The organism is Flavobacterium branchiicola (assembly GCF_018383905.1).
Classification (GTDB): domain Bacteria; phylum Bacteroidota; class Bacteroidia; order Flavobacteriales; family Flavobacteriaceae; genus Flavobacterium; species Flavobacterium branchiicola.
Genome location: NZ_JAGYWA010000002.1, coordinates 167559 through 193252, shown reverse-complemented (window position 1 = coordinate 193252; position 25694 = coordinate 167559). Strand labels below are relative to the sequence as shown.

18 protein-coding genes are annotated in these 25694 nt (G+C 33.6%); 12 read left to right on the top strand and 6 right to left on the bottom strand.

Annotated elements, in window-relative coordinates:
* Positions 1-379 precede the first annotated feature (379 nt).
* From thrC to KHA98_RS04410, 4 genes are all read left to right on the top strand, one after another.
* Positions 380-1669 carry a threonine synthase gene (thrC, locus tag KHA98_RS04425; protein WP_213255718.1) on the top strand — a complete coding sequence of 430 codons (1290 nt, stop codon included), beginning with the start codon at positions 380-382 and terminating at the stop codon, positions 1667-1669.
* A gap of 217 nt (positions 1670-1886) precedes the next feature.
* On the top strand, positions 1887-2927 hold the full coding sequence (locus tag KHA98_RS04420; RefSeq protein WP_213255716.1) for a ParB N-terminal domain-containing protein: 1041 nt from the start codon (positions 1887-1889) through the stop codon (positions 2925-2927).
* Positions 2928-3158: 231 nt separating this feature from the next.
* Positions 3159-4463 carry an AbiH family protein gene (locus KHA98_RS04415; RefSeq protein ID WP_213255713.1) on the top strand — a complete coding sequence of 435 codons (1305 nt, stop codon included), beginning with the start codon at positions 3159-3161 and terminating at the stop codon, positions 4461-4463.
* 397 nt (positions 4464-4860) lie between these two features.
* The gene (locus tag KHA98_RS04410; protein WP_213255711.1) at positions 4861-5646 is read left to right on the top strand and encodes a hypothetical protein; all 786 of its coding nucleotides are present in this window, start codon (positions 4861-4863) and stop codon (positions 5644-5646) included.
* Positions 5647-5707: 61 nt separating this feature from the next.
* On the opposite strand, the gene KHA98_RS04405 is transcribed toward KHA98_RS04410, so the two are convergent.
* Together KHA98_RS04405 and KHA98_RS04400 are read right to left on the bottom strand one after the other, a co-directional pair.
* Positions 5708-6100, bottom strand: coding sequence for a helix-turn-helix domain-containing protein (locus KHA98_RS04405; protein ID WP_213255709.1), 393 nt, complete (start codon positions 6098-6100; stop codon positions 5708-5710).
* Positions 6101-6389: 289 nt separating this feature from the next.
* Complete coding sequence (locus KHA98_RS04400; RefSeq protein ID WP_213255707.1) at positions 6390-7160, bottom strand: hypothetical protein; 771 nt, start codon at positions 7158-7160, stop codon at positions 6390-6392.
* 258 nt (positions 7161-7418) lie between these two features.
* On the opposite strand from KHA98_RS04400, the gene KHA98_RS04395 reads away from it, so the two are divergent.
* Positions 7419-7928 (top strand): GNAT family N-acetyltransferase, encoded by a 510-nt coding sequence (locus KHA98_RS04395; RefSeq protein ID WP_213255705.1) that lies wholly within the window; start codon positions 7419-7421, stop codon positions 7926-7928.
* A gap of 220 nt (positions 7929-8148) precedes the next feature.
* Positions 8149-8697 (top strand): HutD family protein, encoded by a 549-nt coding sequence (locus KHA98_RS04390; protein WP_213255703.1) that lies wholly within the window; start codon positions 8149-8151, stop codon positions 8695-8697.
* Between the two features lie 179 nt (positions 8698-8876).
* Here the strand turns inward: KHA98_RS04390 and KHA98_RS04385 are convergent, their stop codons facing one another.
* Complete coding sequence (locus tag KHA98_RS04385; protein WP_213255700.1) at positions 8877-9446, bottom strand: Crp/Fnr family transcriptional regulator; 570 nt, start codon at positions 9444-9446, stop codon at positions 8877-8879.
* Between the two features lie 239 nt (positions 9447-9685).
* Here KHA98_RS04385 and KHA98_RS04380 point away from each other — a divergent pair, with 239 nt between their 5' ends.
* Positions 9686-10804 (top strand): pectate lyase family protein, encoded by a 1119-nt coding sequence (locus KHA98_RS04380; RefSeq protein ID WP_213255698.1) that lies wholly within the window; start codon positions 9686-9688, stop codon positions 10802-10804.
* A gap of 575 nt (positions 10805-11379) precedes the next feature.
* On the opposite strand, the gene KHA98_RS04375 is transcribed toward KHA98_RS04380, so the two are convergent.
* The 3 genes from KHA98_RS04375 to KHA98_RS04365 all read right to left on the bottom strand — a co-directional run bounded on the left by KHA98_RS04375 (position 11380) and on the right by KHA98_RS04365 (position 13598).
* Entirely contained in the window at positions 11380-11763 is a 384-nt protein-coding gene (locus tag KHA98_RS04375; protein WP_213255696.1) for a DUF3037 domain-containing protein, read from the bottom strand.
* Positions 11753-12532: a HipA family kinase gene (locus KHA98_RS04370; protein WP_213255694.1), complete on the bottom strand. Its 780-nt coding sequence runs from the start codon at positions 12530-12532 to the stop codon at positions 11753-11755. Before KHA98_RS04370 ends, KHA98_RS04375 begins: the two co-directional genes overlap by 11 nt.
* Positions 12533-12749: 217 nt before the next feature.
* On the bottom strand, positions 12750-13598 hold the full coding sequence (locus tag KHA98_RS04365; protein ID WP_213255692.1) for an NAD(P)H-hydrate dehydratase: 849 nt from the start codon (positions 13596-13598) through the stop codon (positions 12750-12752).
* A gap of 330 nt (positions 13599-13928) precedes the next feature.
* On the opposite strand from KHA98_RS04365, the gene gcvT reads away from it, so the two are divergent.
* From gcvT to KHA98_RS04340, 5 genes are all read left to right on the top strand, one after another.
* Positions 13929-15011, top strand: a complete 1083-nt coding sequence (gene gcvT, locus KHA98_RS04360) for a glycine cleavage system aminomethyltransferase GcvT (RefSeq protein WP_213255690.1) — start codon at positions 13929-13931, stop codon at positions 15009-15011.
* Between the two features lie 216 nt (positions 15012-15227).
* Positions 15228-17255: a carboxy terminal-processing peptidase gene (locus KHA98_RS04355; protein ID WP_213255688.1), complete on the top strand. Its 2028-nt coding sequence runs from the start codon at positions 15228-15230 to the stop codon at positions 17253-17255.
* A 220-nt stretch (positions 17256-17475) separates the two neighbouring features.
* The gene (locus KHA98_RS04350) at positions 17476-18189 is read left to right on the top strand and encodes a YebC/PmpR family DNA-binding transcriptional regulator (RefSeq protein WP_007811539.1); all 714 of its coding nucleotides are present in this window, start codon (positions 17476-17478) and stop codon (positions 18187-18189) included.
* 508 nt (positions 18190-18697) lie between these two features.
* Positions 18698-23590 (top strand): hypothetical protein, encoded by a 4893-nt coding sequence (locus KHA98_RS04345; protein ID WP_213255686.1) that lies wholly within the window; start codon positions 18698-18700, stop codon positions 23588-23590.
* 1 nt (position 23591) lies between these two features.
* Positions 23592-25670 (top strand): fibronectin type III domain-containing protein, encoded by a 2079-nt coding sequence (locus tag KHA98_RS04340; protein ID WP_213255685.1) that lies wholly within the window; start codon positions 23592-23594, stop codon positions 25668-25670.
* The last annotated feature ends 24 nt before the right edge of the window (positions 25671-25694 follow it).

Below are 25694 nucleotides of genomic sequence, written 5' to 3'. Positions count from 1 at the left end.
CTCGAAATGACAAAAATAGAGTTTAAAAACATAACGTTTGTCAGGCTGAGCGTCCCGTCCCGACGTTTCGGGATCGGGAGAAGCCCGCGCAAAGTTAAGACACAAAGCATGGCACGCCCAGTTTGTCATTTCGACGTAAGGAGAAATCACACAAGTGAGGACGCACTGTTGTCGAGTTTCGAGTGTGATTTCTCGTTCCTCGAAATGACATACTATGTGGATTTACTTTGCGGGGCTTCGACGGAGTTTATCCTGAGGAACGAAGGGCTCAGCCTGACAAAACCAAGAAATAATTAAAAATAAAAAAAAGCTATAAACAAGCATAGGAAAAGCCTAAAGCTTAAAGCAATAAAAAAAAGCCTAAAGCAATAAAAAAATAATGAAATACTACAGTTTAAACCATAATGCCCCAAAAGTTTCTTTTCAGGAAGCTGTAATACAAGGATTAGCGAGTGACAAAGGATTATATTTCCCAGAAAACATCACGCCTCTTGATCCTTCCTTTTTTGATAAAATCGAAAGTTTAAGCCACGAAGAAATTGCTTATGAAGCAATTAAACAATTCGTTGGCGACGAAATACCTGCAGAAAAATTAAAAGAAATCATCGCTGATACTTTAGTTTTTGATTTTCCTGTGGTGAAAGTAGAAAACGGAATCTACTCGTTAGAGTTATTCCACGGACCGACAATGGCTTTTAAAGACGTTGGAGCGCGATTTATGTCGCGTTGTTTGGGATATTTCAATAAAGACAAAAAAGACGCTAAAAACACCGTTTTAGTGGCAACTTCCGGAGATACGGGAGGCGCAGTTGCAAGCGGATTTCTTGGTGTTGATGGTGTAGATGTTGTTATTTTATATCCATCAGGAAAAGTGAGCGACATTCAGGAAAAACAATTGACGACTTTAGGACAAAACATTAAAGCGCTTGAAGTTGATGGTGTCTTTGATGATTGTCAGGATATGGTGAAAAAAGCGTTTTTAGATGAAACTTTGGCGCACAAAAACCTGACTTCGGCAAATTCTATTAATATTGCGCGTTGGCTGCCACAGATGTTTTATTTCTTCTTTGCTTACAAAGCGTTGAAGAGCCAAAACAAACCTTTGGTTTTCTCTTGTCCAAGCGGAAACTTCGGAAATATCTGTGCTGGAATTATGGCAAAGAAATTAGGTTTACCAATTGAACATTTTGTAGCTTCTACAAACGTAAACGACACCGTGCCAAGATTCTTAGAAAACGGAAAATACGACCCGAAACCTTCTAAAGCGACAATTTCTAACGCAATGGACGTTGGAAACCCAAGTAACTTTATTAGAATTCAGGAATTATACAATAATGATTTAAAGGCTTTTGAAAAAGATTTCTCTTCGTACAGCTACACCGATGAAGAAACGCTAAAAGCCATGAAACAAATTTACAACACCGACGGTTACATCGCAGAACCTCACGGCGCTGTTGGTTATTTAGGTTTAAAAAAAGAGCTTGAAAAACACCCGAACGCCATTGGTATTTTCTTAGAAACCGCTCACCCAATTAAATTCTTAGATGTAGTTGAACCGGTGCTAGGAATCACGCTTCCTATTCCAACACAAATTGAAAGTGTTATTAATGAGGAGAAAGTGAGTGTGAAGATTGGTACTTATGAGGAGTTGAAGAGTTTCTTGGGGTAATCAATTATATCATCATAAACAAAACGACTGGAACTTATTTTCAGTCGTTTTGTTTTTTAAGTCAATATTTATTCAATATCAAATTTAAAAAATCTAGTAAGAAAAAACCATATATTTGAAAAGTAAGAAAAACATAATAAACCTTCGCTTTTCTATCCTCTTTTAGGTGTATATGCGAAAGTTTCTTTTGCCTATTAAATGAGTTATGTAATATTTTATGATAAGTAAGACTGTTGAAATTAATTCTGGAAAAAATATTATTGACATATCATTTGATGATTTAGTATTATGTCTAAGAATTTCTAAAACTATTATAGCTGATTTTTATGATGATAGTTTAGGAACTATGGGGCGTTATTTTGTTCTAAATTCTGATTATGACAGAGATAAATACATTAAAAATCTAAATGATGTATTGATTGATGGAACTGATGAAATTATTCTAGAAAAAATTATCGACTTTTTAAATTTATTTAATTCAGGTATCTATTGCGTTTATACCCGTGAGTCTAACTTAGATTATTACAAAATTCGTTATGATTATTCTAATGTAGAAGGTGCTTTTTATCATTATAATTACACTGTTGATTTTCGCAATCTAATGTTTACACAACCTTCTACAAGTATTTCAAGAGAAAGAGTCGATTATTATAAGGAGCTAATTAAATCTGGTTACAAACCAAGAGTCCTAATTATAAGCCACAATAATTTAGAGGGTATTTCTGGTTATTATATTAATACTGAATTTATACTTGATGGACACCACAAACTATTAGCATATTCTGAATTACGTGTCCCCTGCAATCTCGTTTGCATCGAAAAAGAAAGTATGGAAGATGATATTTATAAAAAAAATCTTTTCAATTCATATTCATATTTTCTAACTGAAGAGCTAAAAGCTGAAATTATTGGTAATAATCCAAAAATGTACATTGAAAATTCTGAGGAATCTGTAAAATATAATATTGAATTTGATAATTATTTAAGAACATTTCAAAAATGCATTTCTGGAGATGTTTACAAATTAATATTTAAATCTATTAATTCACTTAACAATGAAGAGAAAAAATGGGGATTGAGTAAATTAAGAATTATTGAAAAAAAAGATTTTTTAAAAGAAAAATTAATACTGTGGAATGTAATCAACGAACACCTTTCTCTTTCCTATCGTGAAATAAAATCTAAAGAAGAATTTAATTATTTTGTTTTGGAAACTTTTGGAAGATCATTAGATGATATTGAGAAAAACATCACATAACAGCAACTACAAGGGATTTGGGCAATTGGCTTAATGGAAAGTTGGTTTTTGTATTTGGAATGATTTGACAAATCCGAAGAATGGGTTTAATTTAGTACCTGAACTGCCCCCGCTAGCGCGAGCGTCTCGCTCGTGAAGGCAAAGAAATTCAAAAACCAATTGGAAGTGCACGAGCGGGACGCTCGCGCCAGCTGAAGGAAAAGATAAACTACAACTAATATAACAAATCAAATGAATCGAATTATACTTATTGGAAATGGATTTGATTTAGCTCATAATATTAAAACTAGCTACAATCATTTTATTGATGACTACTGGGAAAAAGTAATGCAAAAATTACGCAATGAAGTTAACGGAAACATTACAACGTATCTAAATGTATTCGAAACTGAGGAAATTAGAATTGATAATGTTCCTGGTGGTCCTTATAAAGCTGGAGATTGGGTAAAAGGAAATAGTTTTAATGATTTAGTTGAAATTTTAGAACAAAAAAATCTTACATTAATATTCAAAAACAAATTTCTAGAAATATTAACCCGAAGGAAAAAAGAAAGAGAGTGGGTTGACATCGAAAATGAATATTATGATTTGTTAAAGGATTCATTTAAAAATGAAAAATGTACTTACGCAATAGAAGAATTAAATAAAGATTTGAGACAAATAAAAGATTTACTTGAATTGTATTTAAGAGATGTAGAAGATGAATTTGTTGCAAACTTTGGAAACGAAACAAATGATATTAAATTAAAAAAAAGCATTGGACAGAAAATTTATTCTACATTAAAATTAAGAGATTTTACCGAAACGTCAATTAATAAAAAGGCAGAAATTGAATTTCAAAAAATTCATAAGGATTTAAAAGCCTTAAAAGATGATTTGGTTACATTGTCAGAACTAGATGAAAAAAACCAAAAAATAATTTCAAAAATTGGTGTAAATGCAACTGTCACAGATATTCGAAAACTACTTTTATCAGATAGCGCTATAAATTATTTTGAACTAATACCAGACGAAACATTATTTCTCAGTTTTAATTACACCTCTACAGAAGAATTATATTTAAATCAAAATCAATTTGATTCGTTAAACTTTAACAAAAATACTGCTATAAGCACTATTCATATACACGGAACAACTAACCAGTATGACGGTAATCAAGTTATCTTCGGATTTGGGGATGAGATTGACGAAGATTACAAGTCAATTGAGAATTTGAATAATAATATTTATCTCGAGAACATTAAGTCTATTAAATATCTGGAAACTGAGAATTATAAAAAGCTACTAGAATTTTTAAATACGGGAGAATATCAAATTTTTACTTTTGGTCATTCTTGTGGAATTTCAGATAGGACATTATTAAACACACTTTTTGAGCACAAAAATTGCTCATCAATAAAACCTTTTTATTACAGAAAAGAAAATGGAAATGATAACTATAGTGACATAGTTAGAAATATTTCTAGAAATTTTAATAGCAAAGCAATTATGAGAGATAAGGTGGTAAATAAAAACTATTGCGAAACGTTATCATAAATACTAGTTCTCTCTAGCAATAGAACATAAAAAAGAGACCTCATCAAAGGTCTCTTTTTTGTTTAATATATTTTCAAAAACGTTTATTTCTCATTCAATAATTTTTCCAAATACTCCACTTTATCTTTTTCAGCTTGCCCCCGCTAGCGCGAGCGTCTCGCTCATGAACGCAAAGAAATTTAAAAACCCAATTAGAATGGGCACGAGCGAGACGCTCGCGCTAGCAAAGAGGATAGAAATCTTCTCTTATCAAGTTTTAAACCACAAATTATACTGATTTATTTTTAGTCTAATTGGTGTTTTTTTATTTAGTTATTTATAAGGAAAATTATTATGTTTGAGACTTAATATAATGCAAATTCATACAAAACAAGCCTAAACTATTTAACTGAAAAATATGATCAAAAAGATAGTAAATTTATCATTCTTAATTATCATTTTAATATGCACTCTTTCATGCGAAAAAGACAAACTTAAAATGCAAATAGTTGGAAATAACAAATCAGACACATTGATTTTTGATTCCAAAGACACTTTAATAACACATGGGATTTTAGATAGTATAATGCTTACCTCTTATGCTAGTCATGAATTTACAATAAATAATTCGAAGCCAATAAAATTTAAACTTTCTAATAAAGATGGAATTTTAAATACTAGCAAAAATGAATTTATATTAATGGATATAGAATTTGCTTCTGAAGGAACAGAGATGGATCCTATGGAAATTGGAAAAATAGAATTTAGTTCGTACGTTCTAATTGATTCTTTTTTAATTTGTAAAAAAAGATTTGAAAATGAATTGAAAGATCCAATAAAATTAAATATGATTATTGATACTATTTCTGTTAGCAAAAATGGGAATTATACAACTACTGATTACGAAAGAGATTATTCTTCTCAGTATGACGAAACTATTTCAGCTCCATTTTCAGGATTTAAAAAGATTGGATCACAAAATATTTTTATAGAAAAAGTCTGGGATTATGATCTTAATCAAAAAATTCCTGAAGAAATTTCTGTACAGACTAGAAGTGATGCTGCCAATAATTATGTTCAAAAAAGAAACAAAACAACAATAGTTATTGCTAAAGATTTTTTAAAATATGCAACAATAATGGTTAGCGAATATAGCGTAATTGACATCAAAGAACATCTAAAGGGAAAATCTAAAATAAAGTAAAGGACAAAAAAAGAGACCTCATAAAAGGTCTCTTCTCAATTTAATATATCTTCAAAAAGGATTATTTCCCGTTCAATAATTTCTCCAAATACTCCACCTTATCTTTTTCAGCTTGCACCAAACGTTCATAAAGTTCAACTACTTTATCTAAAGGACTAAAAGTACAATTTGTTGCAAAAATACTTCCTGTTGTAACAACATTATCATGAAAACTATTAAAGTAATTAATAACGCCTTCATCTGAAAAGTTTTTAATGGCTTCAACAGAAACTTCAAGAGCTTTTGCAATTTCTGAAAGTCTTTCTTCGTCTACAGTTTCGCTGTTTTCAATATTCGAAATAGTCTGCTGGGTTATTCCTAAAGCAAGTGCAAGTGCTTCCTGCTTCATATCTTTAAGCTCTCTGATACGGCTTATATTTCTGCCGATATGTTTTGGTTTTATTGCTGTACTCATAATTCAAAGATATTTAAAATTCTTAAACGAAAATAGATTTGGGTAAAAAACAAGCTTCCATTTGTAAGATACTATTTACAATTCTTAAAAAACATATGTTTGGGACGCGGATTATACGGATTCGTTATCACGAAGACGCGGATTGAAACGGATTTTAAAATACATAAACCGTATAAATCCGCTTCCGATAACTCTGGGGACGGATTAATACTGATTTAAAAAAAATCCGTGTTAATCAGCGTTTTTGCGAAAGCAAATCCGTTTAATCCGCGTTCTAATTTACAAAGCCTTACTTCCTCGTTCCCAACAAATACAAAATCTTTGTAGGTCCGGACTTTACTTTCTTTATTTCCCAATTAAAGTTTTCTTTATTGTTTAAATTAGAAACCAAAGCATTCATTTCGTCAACAGAATAGGTTCTTAAAGAAGAAACAACGCCGTCCCAGAGAATCAAAATGGGCACAATCGGAATAAGATACGTAAAAATAATTCTGCCAATATGAAACGGTCTTATAAAAGGTGTTGAAACTAAAACACTAATTGGCGAAAAGATCATTGCCGTAATACTCTGAAAACTTCTCTCCTGCCCTTCAAAAATCGCAATAGAACTGTTGGTATCAATTGCATTTTGCAGAATCTGCTGGGCATCTTTTGGTTTAAAATGATGAAAGGATAAAAACTGCGTTCGAAGCCCTTTTAGGTTTTCGGGCACGTTTCTGGCATCGATTGAAGTTTTTACAAAATCGAAATTGTCGGCTTGTTTTTGTGTATGTTCGAATGCTGGAATATTTGGAAAATAATCCGTGAGGAGAATTTTTAAATCGGGATTGTCTTTTCTCAATTCAGTGTCGAGCCAGATAAGTCCGCCGCCGCCACCCGAAGCGAGATCAATAATTTGATTGGTTTGGCTTTCTTTTAATCCTTTTTGAATTACCGGAACTATGCCTTTGTACATTGCCGTTTTATTAGCCAAAAACTGCAGAAAATCAGTTATATAATTTCTAATAAATTCCGGAAGCCATTGCTGATCTTCAAATTCAAACAGGTGTATTCGGCTCATACTTTTTTGCTTTTTGGTTTTATACAAATTTGAAGAATTTTATTTAAATATTTACGTACATAAATTAAAATTTCAATTGCCTCCAGCTTTAGCTGAAGGTTTTATTTTTACAGCATAAATTCGGCTTTAGCCAAAAAATATAAAAGATTAGGCTAAAGCCAATTTTCTGATGTAATTTTGTTTCTCCAGCTAAAGCTGGAGGCAATTCAAATATTCTTGGCTAAAGCAAGAAACAATTCAAAACATTTTATAAATAACATGATTACAAAAGCATTACTCGAAGATATTCCGGCATTAACCACTTTAATCAACTCGGCTTACAGAGGCGAAACCTCAAAAAAAGGCTGGACAACCGAAGCACATTTACTGGAAGGAAAAAGAACTGACGAACAGGAAATGACCGAAATCTTCCTAGATCCAAAAAATACAATTCTGAAATTTACAGAAAATGATAAAATTATTGGTTCGGTTTTATTGGTGGAGAAAGGACATCAATTATATTTAGGAATGCTTACCGTTTCGCCCGAACTTCAAAATAGTGGAATCGGAAAAAAGCTTTTGGCTGAAGCCGAAAATCATGCTAAATCTTTAGGCTTAAATAGTATTATTATGACGGTTATTTCTGTTCGCGAGGAACTTATTGCCTGGTACAAACGTCACGGTTATGCAGATACCGGTAAAAGAGAAGCTTTTCCTGAAAGCGGTGTTCATGTTACGGTTTCAGAAGAACCTTTGGAGTTTATATATTTTGAGAAGAAGCTGGTTTAGGGTTTATTCCGCAGAGAATTGCGCAGAGGTTCGCTAAGAGTTTTAACCACTTCGTTTGTCATTTCGACTGAAAGGAGAAATCGCACCAGGAATTCCGCAAACAGAATCGCCAATCTTTGTCGAGCTTCTAGTGCGATTTCTCCTTTCAGTCGAAATGACAAAATTGAGATTAAAATCATGGAAAAAACAACAATTTGATTTCATAATAAAACAATAAAAAATGAACATACGCTTTTTGCCTAAAAAAGATAGTAAATCCTCTGTTTGGAGTGGCGGATTGACCTATGAATATATGATTTATCCTGAAACAGCAAACTATGCTGAAAGGGATTTCATTTTTAGGATAAGCAGTGCGACAATAGAGGAAGTTCCGTCATTGTTTACCCAATTTAAAAGCTATCACCGTTACTTGGTTATGCTTGATAACGATTTAAATGTTGAAGTAAATAAAGAGCAAAAAACATACGAGAAATATGAAATCATGGAATTTAATTCAGCTGATGAAGTAACTTCATATACAAAAGGCAATGATTTTAATTGGATGGTTTCTGAAAAAACACCTCATCACAAACTGAAAATAACAAATGGTAATGAGAATTATAATGCTCCAATCATACTATTATTTTCTTTGGGCAAAACAGTTATTAAAATTAATGAGAATTCATACGATCTAAATCCTCATGATTTATTAGTGATTGAAAATCCAGAAAAGGAAATTATAATGCTTCATTTTTCTAATGACTGCCTTTCTGGGATATTGGATTTTTAAGACATACAGTTTGTCATTTCGAACGAAGAGAGAAATCGCACCTGGAATTCCGCAAAGAGAATCGCCAATCTTTGTCGAGTTTCTAGTGCGATTTCTCCTTTCAGTCGAAATGACAAAAATGAGAATAAAACTGCGTGAAATAAAAACTTAGCCCCTTAGCATCTTAGAACCTCAGCCCCTTAAAAACTCCTCTTAATCTTCGAAAGAAACTCATGCGAAACCCCTAAATACGAAGAAAGATTCTTATTATTAATCGTACTTATCTTTTGCGGATAACGCTCTTTAAAATCAAGATAACGCTGTTTGGAGGTTTTATTAAGAACATCCAAAAGCCTTTGCTGAATGGCAATATTGGCACTCTCGATCATTAAAACATGAAATTGCATCAGTTTGGGAATGGCTGCAAATAACTGTACTTTTTGGGTTTTATTAATGACTAGAATTTCGCTGTCTTCTATCGCTTTTATATTGTATGTGGTTGGTTTTTGATGATAGAAACTTTCCAGATCACACATCCATTCGTTTTCAAACGAAAAGAAAATGACGGTTTCTGTTCCGTTTTCATTTAAGATATAGGTTTTAAAAGATCCTTTTAAGATGAATCCTTCATAACTATTATTAGAATCCTGAATTTGCAGAAACTGATTCTTTTTGAGTTTAATAAGTTCTGCTTTTGAAACAATACAATTCCATTCTTCATCTGTAAGCGGAATTTTTCGCTCAATGTTTTTTCGTAGTAGGTTGGACATTTTTGTGGTTTTGATTTTGGAAACTTTTTTCACTATAATCAACTACTTATTAATCACTTAAATAAATGTAATCGATTACGCAAAAGTAAACTATTTATACATTTTTGTAAATTTAGAAGTGTTAAAAAAACACATTCTACAATTTTTTTTACAAAAGTTTGAACTTGTTCAACTTTTTTGATTCAAAATATAAGCAGATTTGTACTGTTAAATTTTTTATTAACTACCAAACTTAAATTATGAAATCAAAATCAGTTTTTTCAATGTTTTTAATGACATTGGCTATCGGTTTTACAGCGTGTAATACCGAAGAAATTGCTTCTCCAACCACAGAAGCAAGTATCGAAACAACAGCAACAGTCAACGCTCCGTCTACAAATAGTATGACTGCCAAGATTGGAAACTGTACCCAAGTTCCGGGATGGGCATCTCAAAACGGAAACACTACCGGAGGTGGATCTTCTGCCGAAACAACTGTAACTACTTATGCACAGCTAAAATCGGCTATTGAAAGCAGTACAGTAAAAGTGATTAAAGTGTCGGGAACTATTACGGTTACGACGAGATTGTCGTTTCAGGATCAAACCGGAAAAACGATTTATGGTGCCAACGGTGCAAAATTGGTTTCAACAAATCAGACTAAAGATGCTTCCGGAATCATCAACATTAAAAGATGTAAAAACATCATTATTAGAAACCTGATTTTTGAAGGTCCGGGTGCTTACGATACAGATGGATGGGACAACGCTATTCTGGACGAATGTACAAACGTTTGGGTGGATCATTGCGAATTTAGAGATGGTGTTGACGGGAACTTCGATATCAAAAACAAATCGGATTATATCTCGGTTACGTATTCTAAATTCCATTATCTAAAACCACCAAAAGCAGGAGGTTCAGGAGGATCTGACGATCACAGATATTCTAATTTAATTGGTTCAAGCGATGGTGCAACGGGTGACCGTGGAAAATTGAGAATCACTTTTGCAAGATGCTGGTGGGCTCCGGGTTGTAAAGAAAGAATGCCAAGAGTTCGTTTTGGACAAGTGCATATTGTAAATAGTTTCTTCAACAGTACGGTTAGCAATAAATGTATTGCAGCAGGTTTTGAAGCAAATATTCGCGTAGAAAGCAATGTTTTTGAAGGTGTAAAAACGCCTATCGATTTAATGACTGGTTATACTGCCGTTACAGCTACAGACAATGTATTTACAAGTACATCAGGAAATCAAGCCGGAAGCGGAACTGCTTTTACTCCACCCTATTCTATTGTAAAACTGGACAAAACTGCTGTTAAAGCAGATGTTTCTGCTAATGCAGGAGCTACTTTAGGTGGTAATGTTTGTGGTTCTTTCTAGTAGATTTTTATTTGCCACTAAGGCACTAAGCCACTAATTTTTTTAATCTCGCGGAGACGCAGAGTCGCAAAGTTTTATATTCTTTGCGCCTTTGTGTCTTTGCGAGAATTTTTTCAGGGTAACAAGCATCTAACTTTTTTATTTCACGCAGATTTCAAAAGATTTAAGCAGATTGAGCAGATGATTTTTAAAATTAATCCGCTATAATCTGCCAAATCTGCGTGAAAAAAAAAACCATTGTAATTTCTAGTTTTTGCCACTAAGGCGCTAAATTTTTTTTATCTCACAGAGTATCAAAGCTTTATATTCTTTGCATCTTCGCTCCCGATAGCTATCGGGATTGCGAGATTTTTTTCAGCGTAACAAGCATCTAACTTTTTTATTTCACGCAGATTTCAAAAGATTTAAGCAGATTGAGCGGATGATTTTTAAAATTAATCCGCTATAATCTGCCAGATCTGCGTGAAACAAAAATCATTGTAATCTTTTAATCTGTGGCAAAAAATTTCAGGCTTTTCGATTTATATATTGTGTTAGACGCACTGCAGTGCGTCTCTACAGAAAATCTTTCCTTTTTAAAGAACCAATTCCTCAAACAATCTTTGAATTGTCTTTTCTAAATCCTGACACAAACCCGGATGAGGTCTTGACGTTTGTATGGCTGAACTTCTAATAGCCGTTAACCATCTAAAACGTTCCGGAATATCAAATTCGGCGATTGGACCGCCGTCTTTGGCACCCTTAGCAATTTTTTCTAATGAAGTTAGGTTACATTCTAATTGCTCGATGTCGAAATCGGCAGAAAGGGCTTGTATTCTTTCTTTATTTAAATGAAAAAGAACCTTTATAAATTTGGCTTTTTTGCAAAACAAAATGATTCCGATATTCAGGAATTCTTCGCGCTCTACCCTTGGCACAACACGAATCACAGCATATTCGTATAAGTGATTATCTTGCATTTTGAGCCTGGTTTACAAATATTTCTGAATTGGCTAATCTTGTCTTTAAAAACTGCAAATACACATTTCGCAAGCCTTCTGGAGTTTCATCTGCATCTTCCCATTGCAACCAGTCTAGTGGAATTGTATTGACAATTTCTTCTAAAATTTCCGGAGTCAAAATCGCTTTAAACTCGGCATCAACTTCTTTTAAAAGCGAAGCTTGAGGCAATAAAACGTGATCTTTTATCAATGCAAACGGACTCTTAGCGTGTTGTTCCCAATTATGCCACGAATGATGAAAGTACAGACAAGCGCCGTGATCGATCAGCCATAATTCTTTATGCCAAATCAGCATATTCGTATTTCTGAACGTTCGGTCTACATTGGTAATGTAAGCATCCAGCCAAACAATCTGCGAAGCTAGTTTTGCATCGACAGTTGTAACAACGGGATCAAAAGTAATTGCTCCAGATAAAAAGTGAAGCGCTAAGTTTAATCCCTGACTTCCTTGCAGTAAATCCTGAATTTCTTCATCACCTTCCGTTCTTCCAAAAGCTTCGTCTAGGTTTGCGAATACCAATTCTGGCAGTTGCAATTTTAAAGCTTTAGCAATTTGTCCGCCTACCAATTCGGCGATTAGGGCTTTTACACCGTGTCCGGCACCTCTAAATTTTAATACGTATTTAAAATCGTCATCGGCTTCTGCGAGTGCTGGTAAAGAACCGCCTTCTCGCAGCGGAGTTATATATCTGGTAACGTTTACCGTTCTAAGATCGAAATTTTTCATAGTACAAACTTAATGATTTTAACTGCAAAGAGCGCAAAGAATTACGCTAAGAACGCAATTTTAAACCATATAAGTTATATAAGAAAATTTAAGTACGGACTAAATAAATCTCGCAAAGTCGCAAAGACGCAAAGAATATAAAACTTTGCGAATCTGCGACTTTGCGAGATTAAAAAATGCTTTGCGAACCCTGCGTAATTCTTTGCGCTCTTTGCGGTTAATTCTCTAAACTCAAAAAAGCTTTTCCAAGATATTTGATAATTGTAGAAGCCGTAAAAGATTCAGAACCTGTTTTTGGCAAAGCTAAATCGGCTGTTAATCCGTGGAGATATACACCAAGTTTTGAGGCGTATTTTGGTTCGTAGCCTTGCGCAAGAAGACTTGTAAGGATTCCTGTTAAGGTGTCGCCGCTTCCGGCGGTTGCGAGTGCGGCGTTTCCGGTGGTGTTTTCGTAGACTGAAGTTCTGTTTATGATGAATGTTGGGGCGCCTTTCATGACGACTATGACTTTGTATTTTTCTGAAAAAGCAATTGTTTTCTGAAATTTTTCAGAATCTGAATTCCATTTTCCGATTAAGCGTTCCAGTTCTTTAGGATGAGGTGTAAGAATGGTATCTTCGGGAACTAATTCCAGCCAAGAAAGATTTTCTGAAATAATGTTTAGAGCGTCGGCATCGAGAACTAAGGGCGTTTTGTTTACTCTTAAAAATTCGAATAAAGCCTTTTGTGTACCAAGCTCCTGCCCTATTCCCGGACCAAATCCTACTGCTTGCGGAATTAATGGAAGATGAATACTGGTTATGAAATTTGTATTTTCATCTGTTAACACCATCACTTCCGGAATGCTGATTTGCAGGATTTGATAGCCACATTTTGGTACAAAGGTTGTTACAAGTCCGCAACCCGATTTTAAGCAGGATTTTGAAGCCAGAACTGCTGCTCCTATTTTGCCGTAGCTTCCGGCAATAATCACGGCATGACCTTGCGTTCCTTTGTGTGCTTTGGGATCTACAGGTTTATATAGTTTTAGAATTTCTTCTTTATTGATTAAATACGGTGATTTCATTCTTTAACTGGTGTTAATTTTTAAACACATAGAATCATAGCTTTTCTTTACGCAAAAAGGCGTTTCACTTGTTTAAATAAACATAGCTAAACTTGAAAAACTTGATTTATATACTAAAGTTACATAAAAAATTGATAACCTGAATCTTCTTTAAAACGGTCATCCCTAGCCCTGATAGAAGCGACATCCTTTTTGTTTTTTCTTTAAAAACAAAAAGATATAGCGGATAGCAGGAAATAGCTCCTAATCATTGCGAAATTTATAATTTAAGGTATCTAAATTTGATATTTTTTAAATAGATTTGCAAAACAATTATATAAACACAACACAATGAAAAATACTGCGCTTACGCACATACATGAGAGTTTGGGAGCGAAAATGCTACCTTTTGCCGGTTACAATATGCCTATTACATACGAAGGCGTTAATGCTGAACACGAAACAGTTCGTAACGCTGTGGGCGTTTTTGACGTTTCGCATATGGGCGAATTTTTGTTAACAGGACCAAATGCTTTGGCTTTGATTCAAAAAGTAACTACAAATGATGCTTCGACACTAACTATTGGTAGAGCGCAATATTCTTGTCTTCCAAACAATGAAGGTGGTATTGTGGATGATTTGATTATTTATAAAATGAAAGAGGAAGAGTATTTACTTGTTGTAAATGCTTCGAATATAGAAAAAGACTGGAACTGGATTTCGTCTCACAATGATTTAGGGGTTGAAATGAAGAATATTTCTGATGATTATTCTTTATTGGCCATTCAGGGACCAAAAGCGGTTGAGGCAATGCAGTCTTTAACTTCTGTTGATTTATCTGCTATTACTTATTACCATTTTGAAGTAGCTGATTTTGCCGGTTTCAGCGATGTTATTATTTCTGCTACTGGTTATACTGGTTCTGGCGGATTTGAAATTTATTGTAAAAACGCCGATGCAGAAGCGATCTGGAATAAAGTTTTTGAAGCAGGTGCTGCTTTTGGTATTAAACCAATCGGTCTTGCTGCACGTGATACTTTACGTTTAGAAATGGGATTCTGCTTGTACGGAAATGATATTAATGATACTACTTCTCCTCTTGAAGCTGGTTTAGGATGGATTACTAAATTTACTAAAGATTTTACTAATTCTGAGGCTCTTAAAAAACAAAAAGAAGAGGGTGTTTCAAGAAAATTAATTGCTTTTGAAATGCAGGAACGCGCAGTACCAAGACACGATTACGAAATTGTAGATAGTTCTGGAGCTGTTATTGGTGTTGTAACTTCGGGTACAATGTCTCCTTCTATGAATAAAGGAATTGGATTAGGATATGTTACGGTTGCAAATAGCGCTGTTGACAGTGACGTTTTTATCCGAATCAGAAAAAATGATGTTCCGGCTAAAGTGGTAAAATTGCCTTTTTATAAAAAATAGTCTTTGACTAAAATATATTTTAAGTGCATTGCAATGTAAAAGTTGTAATGCACTTTTTTTATGCCGAAATAAAAATGGAGACAAATTTAGAATAGCAGGTTTGTCAATTTTATGTCGTTCACAGATAAAATCTTTTTGTTGTCGATATTCTGAAAAAATTGCTGTCTTTTTTCAAAAAATTACCGTAATTTTAGTCTAAACCCAGACTTTTTATTTATGAAAAAGATTTGCCTGTTTTTTTTGTTGACTACGACTTCACTATTTTCTCAAAATAGCGCGGAAACTTGCGGGATATTAAATAAAATAAATGCGCTAGTTCAGTCTGAGCATATTCGGCCAAAACCGGTTGATGATAGTTTGTCTGTTTTTGTTTTTGACAATCTGATCAATGAACTGGATCCTTCCAGAAATATCTTTTTTAAGAGTGAGTATGATGAGATGTCTGCAAAATATCGTCTTAATCTGGACGACCTCATTTTGAGTAATGATTGCAGTTTTATAACTGATATTACTTCTAAATATAAAAACGGACTTATCAGAACCAAGGAAGTTCTGGAGAAAATTCAGGCCGCCCCTATGGATTATAATAAAAAAGATACGATACGTTTTTATAAAAAGTCTTTTCCGTTTTATCTAAAAAAAGAAGATATGGAGAAGGTTTGGTCTAAAAAAATTCGTTACCAAATTTTAGATGAAATTGCTGACTCGAGTGATGATTTGGATTCGATTAAAGCAAATCTACCTTCAATTGAAGCTAAATCTAAAAAACTGATTTTGTCTAATGAAATCTGCCGAATCAGTACGCTTTTGGAAACTAAAATTAATCAGGAGGAAAATCTTTATAATTATTTCTGCACGTACTTTGATCCGCATACGGCTTATTTTAGCGATGATTCAAAATCAAGTTTTGTGGCTTCGTTATCAAAAGAGCATTTATCGTTGGGAATGACAGTAAACCTGAATGAAAAAAACGAGATTATTGTTGAAGAGGTTGATCCTAATGGCCCTGCTTATCAAACCGGACTTATAAAAAAAGGAGATCAGATTGTTTCTATTTCGAATCAAAAAGAGACATTAAAGGTTTCCTGTGCGTCTCTGGAATCTATTTCGACAATGATTCTTTCTGAAGCTAATAAAAGCATCACATTAACGCTGAAAAGAAACTCAGGTAAAAATTTTGAGGTTTTTATCGAAAAGCAGGTTATGAAAGATGAAGATAATTCTGTTTACAGTTTTATAATTGGCAAGGACAGTAAAATTGGTTATATCAAAATTCCGAGTTTTTATGCCGATTTAGATGGCAAAAGCCGAAAAGGCTGTGCTGATGATGTGGCACGCGAGGTTATGAAACTGGAGCGTGATAATATCAAAGGATTGGTAATTGATTTGATCAACAATGGCGGCGGATCTATGGAAGAAGCCATAAAAATGGCCGGAATGTTTATTGATTATGGTCCAATTTCTATTGTTATAGATAATAAACAGGAGAAATCAATTATAAATGATCCTTATAAAGGCTTAATTTATAGAGGCCCTATTGTTATTTTGGTTAATAGCAATACAGCATCTGCAAGCGAGTTTTTCTCTTCTATAATGCAGGATTATAATCGTGCTCTTTTAATGGGAAGCACTACTCTGGGGAAAGCGACCATGCAAACGATTCTTTCGCTTGACGAAAATAAAAACACTGATTTTTTAAAAATTACAATCAATAAATTTTACAGAGTAACCGGGAAAAGTCATCAATATATTGGTGTTAGGCCTGATGTTGTTCTGCCGGAATTTTATGAAGATGTTTACCAAAAGGAAAGTGACTTTCCTACTGCAATAAAAAACGATAGTATTGCGCCGTTAAAATACAGACCGTATTTAAAACGAAATCTTATAGACAAATTGGCTAAAGATTCGGCTATACGTCTTACCGATAACTATTATTTTAATGACATTAAAAAGATAAACCTTAAAATTGATCAAATCGTAAATACACCCAAAGCTGAGGTTCCGATGACTATAGATGCCGTTTTTAAACAAAAAAAGATAGTCAATTCACTTTGGAAAGAAATTAACTCTTTTAATGAAGACAATAATCCCCTGGATGTTTATAATTCTACTGTAAACCAGTTTTTACTTGGCGTATACCCAAATGAGAAAACGACAAATCAATATCAAATTGATAATTTAAAAACGAATCCTTATCTAAACGAGGCGGTAAATGTTATCAATGATTTTAACGCTATGAAATAGGAGTTTCTTTTTGTTTTATTCGTTTCAGGTTTCAGGTTTCACGTTACTCACTTTGAAAAAAAATTGGTCTGAAAAACTTCATCAATTACACAACGCAGCAAACTTGAAACCTGAAACCTGAAACTTGCAGCTCCACAACATTCCATAAAAAAAGAATACGATTGATTTTGGAGAAATAAGGAATAACTGTATTTTTGCATCACAAAACTAAAAATTAGAAATGGGAAGAGCGTTCGAATTTAGAAAAGGAAGAAAAATGAAACGTTGGTCTGCAATGGCCAAAACATTTACCAGAATTGGTAAAGACATCGTTATGGCTGTTAAAGAAGGCGGCCCTAACCCTGACGCCAATTCTAGATTAAGAGCTGTTATACAAAATGCGAAAGCGGCCAACATGCCTAAGGACAATGTGGAGCGCGCGATAAAAAATGCGAGCAATAAAGATACTGCCAACTATAAAGAAATTTTGTTTGAAGGATATGCACCTCACGGAATCGCAATCCTGATTGAAACTGCTTCTGATAATAACAACAGAACGGTAGCAAACATTCGTAGTTATTTTAATAAATGCAACGGTACAATGGGAACTCAGGGTTCTGTTGAATTTATGTTTGACCACACTTGTAACTTTAGAATTGCAAAAGGAAATCTTGATCCGGAAGAATTAGAACTTGAACTAATTGATTTTGGTGCCGAAGAGGTTTTTGAAGATGAAGACGGAATCTTAATCTACGCTCCTTTTGGAAGTTTTGGTGCTTTGCAAAAAGAATTAGAAAACAGAGGTCTTGAAATTTTATCTTCTGGTTTTGAGCGTATTCCTCAAATCACAAAAGAATTGACTGAAGCACAAATCGCTGACGTTGAAAAACTAATAGAAAAAATCGAAGAGGATGATGACGTTATGAACGTTTATCATACTATGAAAGAAGAATAATCTTTTTTTTTAAAGAATATACAAAAGCTCTGAATTTTTCAGGGCTTTTTTGTTTTAACTTACTTTTAGTTTTTAAGTTCAGATAAAAAATTATATTTGCCGACATCAGAAATAAATTAATTTAAATCTTCATTTATGCAATCGTCAAAATTTATGAAATTTGCTGTTATTGCTCTGGTAATTTTATTTATTGTTATCAGCGTAATAAGCTAAACAGAGCCTTCTGAAATTCAGGAGGCTTTTTTTTTTGCATCTTACAAATCAGTTTTTCTTTCTTTCAAATCGTATAAATAATTTAAACTTCAGAGCGCTCTGAAGTTTTTTTTTGCCAAAATGTGGAATCCCGTAAAGAAATGAACTTCAAAATATTTAGATTTGGCAAAATTTTAACAAGTAATATTTGGTTTTTTATAATAAAATTACTACATGTAATTTATAATTATCTTATAACCAATTATTTGTTAAACAGCCCAAATTTGCCCTAACATATAACCAAACCTACTAAAAATTGAAAAAAATTACTTCGAAGTTACCTTCTTTCTTATTATGTTTAGTTTTATTTCTTGTAAGTTTTAATAGTACTGCAGGTACTTACATCGATACTACAAGTAGCCCGAAAAAAAATATTATAACTAAAAATATTTTAGATAATAAGGCACCAATATTTCCAAGTACTTCTACTTATTACAATCAAAATCGAGAAAGCGAATTTACAGATGCTTACCTTACTAAACGCTTTACAGTTTCTGAAGAGACAAATGAAGATTTAAAAAAGGCACAGGCTACTTTTGCGGAAATTGATAAAAACGGTAATCTTACTGATTTTCTCGATCCAAAAAAACTGTCAATGTTACCTTTGGGTATAAAAAAGACCATTGGTGGAGTCCAGTATATGTTAGGTTTAAGCGGTGCCAAGTTTACTCCCGAATATACAGAATTAACTGCTTTTGTCAGGATTATTCTGCCACAGATTGATTCTAATGGAAAAGCCCGACAACTTTTTTTCGGCGCTAATAATATTAGACTTTCTCATAAAGGAGGCTTAGTTGGTGATACCAATTTGGTTTTGCTTGGTGATTTTGCCGTTCCTATTCTAGGCAGTAAAGCAATATTGGTCTTGAAAGGTGGAATGAATATGGCTACCGGAAAAGTTGATAACAAAACATTTGTGACTATCGATTGTAACGGTTTTAAGCAACTTGGAATTTCGGCAGATGTCGAGTTTTCAAGAAGCATGATTGTTCCTGTTGACAATAATAATGTTGCCAGTAAAGATCTTAAAGCAAAAGTAACATCGAGTTTTAAAACTACAGCATCAAACTGGAATGATATCTTAATAGATTTGTCAATTCCAAAATTTCAAATAACCAATTTCCCTGCATTTTGTTTTCAGGTAAAAAATGCAAAAATGGATCTTAGTGATCTTAGAAATCCTGAAAAGACAGTTTGGCCTGCTAATTACCAGAAGAATTATTTGATTCCCGGAAATGAATCTTTGTGGAGAGGTTTTTATGCTTCTACTGTCGAAATCACACTACCCGAAGAATTTAAAATTAGAAAGGAACAAAAAAGAATAGTCTTTTCCGGAAAGGATTTATTAATTGACGGAATGGGAGTTTCCGGTATTTTTTCTGCTACTAATATCATTAGTCTTAGTCAGGGATCAGCCAATGGATGGTCTTTTTCTCTAGACAGTATTATTCTGGGCTTTACAGCAAATAACTTAGTTTCGGGAGGTTTTGGAGGATCGCTTGTTCTTCCTTTAACCAGTAATGCAGGAAATTGCAAAAAAGGTTCTACCGTTGCGCTTGCCTATACTGCGATTATTAATCCTGTTGATAATGAATACCTTTTAAAAGCTGAGGTTGCCAAAAACATTTGTTTTTCGGCATTTAAAGCGACTGCTAATATAGAGAAAGGTTCTTACATTGAATTAAAAGTAAAAGAAGGTAAATTTTTGCCTAAAGCACTATTGAATGGTAACCTTACCTTAAAGACTGCGATTGTAGAAAAAAGTGAAGTTGACCAAAAAGCAGATGAAGCTGCAGAAGAACAGGCTCTAAACAGAACTCCTAAAACCTATTTAGTAACCGATGTTGATGGTTCACTAAAAAATGGTGTTTTTTCTACTAGCGAAGTTCTTAAAGCTGAAAAGCAAAAAGAAGCAGATGCTAAGAAAAAAGCTGAAGAAGAAGAAGCTAAAAGAAAGGAAGAGGCTGGTGAAGTTGATGAATCTAAAAAAATTGTTTTATTTGAAGGGATAACTTTCCAAAACCTTCAATTACAAACGGTCACTCCTGTCATTAAGACCGATTATTTTGGTTATAAAAACAATTATGATGAGGACCCTTCTTCTTCTAAAGTAGCAAATTTCCCCATTACTATACATGAAATTGCTTTAATAGCAGATGATAATTCGGCAACTTTAAGAGTTGATTTATCTGTTAATTTAATGAAAGATCAGTTTAGTGGAAGAACCAAATTTGATCTTGTCGGAAAATTTAATGAAGCAGATGGTATTCAAAAATGGAAATTTGATCATGTAAAATTTGAAAGAATTGATTTAGCCGCCGATATAGGCGGGGCCAAATTTGCAGGAAGTATAATCATCATGGATGATGATCCCGTTTATGGTAAAGGCTTTAAAGGAAATTTAAAGGCTGAATTTAAAGGAGGAATAAAAGTTGAGGCTAGTGCTATTTTTGGAAGAAAAGATTCTTTCAGATATTGGTATGTAGATGCCATGGCCGATGGTCTGAACATTCCGTTTGGTGCCTTTGTAATTAAAGGTTTTGGTGGTGGTGCCTATTACAACATGAAAAAAGAGGGCTTTAGCTCCAGTTTTACAGCATCGGGAGTTAAGTATGTACCAGATGAACCATCATCGTTAGGTATAAAGGCCATGATTCACTTTGCCAATGCAGCAAGACCGGATGCATTTTGGGGTGGTGCCGGTTTCGAAATTGCATTTAATGATAACGGAGGAATCAATAGAATCAGCATTTACGGAGAAGGCCATGTTATGAAGGATTTTGGATTCCCGGTACCTATAAACTCATTGAAAGAGAAATTACAAGTAGTGGTAGAAAAAGAAGGCACTTTTACTAAAGCGGCTTTGGATGCGCTTAAAGAAAGTAACTTAACCGAAGCCTCAAAACAAGTTTATCCTGATGCCGTAGTGGGTCAGGCCGGACTTAATGCCTACGCGGCTATTGAATATGACTTTACTTCAAAAACGCTTCATGGCACATTTGATTTGTATGTAGATGTTGCCGGAGGTTTAATAAAAGGTCGTGCCTCTCAGGGCAGAGCGGGTTGGGCAGTTTTACATTTTGCTCCGGATAAATGGTATATCCGTATGGGTACACCGACTGACAGATTAGGATTAAAAATGGCTCTTGGTTCGATAGAAGTTGAAACCGGAGGCTACTTTATGATTGGAGACGATATCCCTGCAAGTCCGCCTCCACCAGATATTGTTGCCAAATTATTAGGTGTAGATGTTGCAACTCTGGATTATATGAGAGATGAAAACAGTGTTGCTTCTGGTAAAGGTTTTGCTTTTGGTTCCGATTTTAGCATCAAAACGGGAGATCTAAGCTTTTTGATGTTTTATGCCAATTTTCAAGCCGGATTTGGATTTGATATTATGGTAAAAGATTATGGAGAAGCTCAATGTAAAGGATCCGGGCAAATTGGTATTAACGGTTGGTATGCCAACGGTCAGTCCTATGCCTATCTTCAGGGAGAACTTGGAATCAATATAAAACTATTCTTTATTAGAAAGAAAATATCAATTATAAAAGGCGGTGGTGCAGTCTTACTACAAGCAAAATTACCAAATCCTGCATGGATTCGTGGTTATATGGGCGGCTACTTTGATTTATTAGGTGGTGCTGTAAAAGGAAGTTTTAGATTTAAACTCGAATTTGGTAGCCAATGTGAATTTACAACTAATAATCCGCTGGAAGGTTTAAAAGCAATTGCCGATATTACACCTGCAGAGGGTACAAAAGATGTAAATGTTTTTACTGTTCCGCAAGTAGGTTTTAATATGCCTGTAAATAAAAATTTTGTTATTGAAGATGATAAAGGAGTAAGAACATATCGCTTAAAACTAGAAGAATATACTATTAAAAAAGATGGTGTTCCGGTTATAGGATCATTAACATGGAATCAAACTAATGATTTAGTGAGTTTTAACTCTTTTGAAATATTACCTCAAAATTCTGATTTAGTACTAAATGTTAAAGTGAGTTTTCAGGAAAGCGTAAATGGCACCTGGAACACAGTATACGATCAAGGGCAAATTGCAATGGAAAGTGAAACCAGAAAGTTTACAACTGGCACTGCACCAAATAACATTCCTGTAACCAATATTGCTTATTGTTATCCTGTTTTTGATCAGAATTATGTGTATCCTAATGAAAGTAAGAAAGCTTATATCGTTTTAAAGATAGGACAGACTTATTTATTTGATTTAAAACCTGGTCAATCACAAAAAGCATTCTATACAACCGGAAACAAAACAAGTGAAAGTGTAATAACTTACGATTCTTCGCAGAAAAAAGTGAGTACCGACTTCCCTGTTTTACAAAATGTGAAAAAGTATAATCTTACTTTAAAAACATTGGAACCAAAAGCTGATGCCAATAATAATTTATCACAAAGCTATACAAAACAAGAATCAGCAGAAGGTACCGATATTGATGTAAAAAGTAATAAACTTACCGAAACGATTGTTGGCGGTGACGGTGTAGAACTTTTACAATATAATTTCAATACAAGTCAGTATAATACTTTCCAGGAAAAAATGGCTGCAAAAAGACCAAAACAAACATTGGTTGAAATTATATATGCAGATGTACATGCCTTACAGTCTATTAATACAGCAACAGAACCTTTTGATGAAATAGAATTAATTGGTAATGCAAAAAGTTTAAACATACCATTGGTAAAAACTGAAGCAGTATTAGATGATAATTATTATAAAAATGAAATTTATCCATTAATTTATAAAGGGTATCCTTTAGAAGCCGATTTAACATTTAACAGAAACACCGATATATTAGGAATACCTCCTGTAAGAGGAGTAGAAATTCTAACATGGTATCAGGATTATATTATCAATAATCCGACAAGTTTTATGTTGAAGGAGTACCTTCCTTATCGATATAATCTTCCTTTTTATTACAAAACTGACTTCGTGAATCTAAGATATAAGGTGGTAAACAAATATCTAAATACAGTAAATCCAGTTATAGCAACAAAGTATAACTATATAATTAATGGAATATTTCCTTATATAAAAGAAGGCAATTACAATTTAAAATTGAATTATACGCTTCCCGGAGGTCAACCAGGAACAAGTTCAATTTTTACTTTCAATAAAACAAATTAATATGAAATTTCAATTTTTAATTACCTTTCTTTTAGTAATCATTGGTAATTGTCAGGCTCAGGATAAAACTTCTAAAGAACCCGTTTCTACAGAAAAAAAAATAGAAATACAAGTTATATCAAGAGTTCAGAAAGATCGAATCTTATTACGTTGGGCAGTCACTGACCCAATGGCCTGGAAAAAACTGAATAAATATGGCTATACATTAGAAAGATATACGGTAACAAGAGATAATAAAACTTTGGAGAATCCGGAGAAAACCATTCTTGCAAAAATAATACAACCCGAACCACTTGAAGCCTGGGAAAAAATTATAGAAACTAATGATGATGCAGCTATTGTTGCTCAGGCAATTTATGGTGAGGATTTTACCGTAACGGGTGCCGATAATATGCAATCCATTGTAAATATTTCTGAAGAGAACCAACAACGCTTTACGTTTGCCTTATATATGGCTGATAAAGACTATCAGGTTGCAAAAAAAGCAGGTTTAGCATTCGAAGATTTGAGTCCGAAGCAAAACGAAAAATACATTTACAGAGTTTCATCAAACGTTCCAGAAACAGAAATGAGTATTGCATATGGCGGTGTATTTGTGGGGTTAAAAGAATATGAACCTTTGCCAAAACCTGTTGATTTAACTGCCAATTTTACTGACAAAAAAACGATGCTAAGCTGGAATTTTAAAATGCTGGCTCATGCTTATGGAAGTTATTATGTAGAACGTTCTAGTGATAAAGTAAATTTTAAGAGAATAACAGACAAACCTTATACAAGTCTAAGTCAGGGAAATCCAAATAACAGTCAAATTTTTTATATAGATTCTATTGCTAATAATACGCAATATAGCTATCGAATTCAGGGAATTTCTTCATTTGGAGAATTAGGCCCTTACTCTCAGGTGGTTTCCGGAAAAGGAAAATCTATTTTACAATTTGTACCTCATCTTACTGTTAAAGAATTTAAAGATGATACTACGGTAAATCTAATTTGGGAATTTCCTGAAGAAGGAAACAATGAAATTACTGGTTTTGAGCTTCGACGTTCTGACCAGGATGATGACAAATATGTAACTGTTATTAAAAATATTGCTCCAAAAGCCCGAAATGTCGTTTACAACAAACTTTCGGCAACCAATTATTTTACATTAACCGCGATTGGAAAAAACGGAAACAGCAGAACCTCTTTTCCAATGCTTGTGCAACCTGTGGACTCCATTCCACCTGTAAAACCTATTGGCTTAAAAGGTACTATTGACAGCTTAGGAGTAGTCAAAATAACATGGGATCCTAATAAAGAAAAAGACCTGATGGGATATCGTATTTACAAAGCAAATAACCCTAATGAAGAATACAGTCAGATGACTATAAGCCCTAGCGAGCCTAATACATTTGACGATAAAGTAATACTTAAAAGCTTAAACAGTAAAGTGTATTATAAAGTTATTGCTGTAGATAATCATTACAATATGTCCCCTTTTTCAGATCCGTTAATTCTGAAGAAGCCTGATGTAATACCTCCTACCTCACCTGTTTTTGTAAAATATGAAATTACCGATGGGGCTATTTTTCTTGAATGGATAAACAGCCAAAGTGAAGATGCCGTAATTCATCAATTATACAGAAAAGAAAATGATCAAAAAGACTGGACATTAATTTTTGAAACTAAAAATAAAGAAGAAAATTATCAGGACAAAACGGCTCTTGAAGGCAATACGTATCAATATGCCATTTTTGCAAAAGATGAAAGTAACCTTGTTTCAAATCCTTCGCCAATGGTTCATTTATTTGTTCCTAAATATGCTGTTATGCCTTCTGTAAAAGGCTTTTTTGCTCAGGTAAACAAAACAACAAATACTATTGATTTATCATGGGATTACCCAAATACTGAGGTTGACAGTTTTGAAATTTATAAAGCTTCAGATAAAGATGCTTTACAACTAATTCAGGTCGTACAGGGAAAAGTTAAAACTCTGTCTGATCCCACAATTACAATCAACACAACTTATAAATATGGTATCAGGGCTGTTTATAAAGACGGAAGAGCATCAAAAATGGATTTTTTTACTTTAAAATTTTAGCACTTTAAAATTTATCAAATTAAA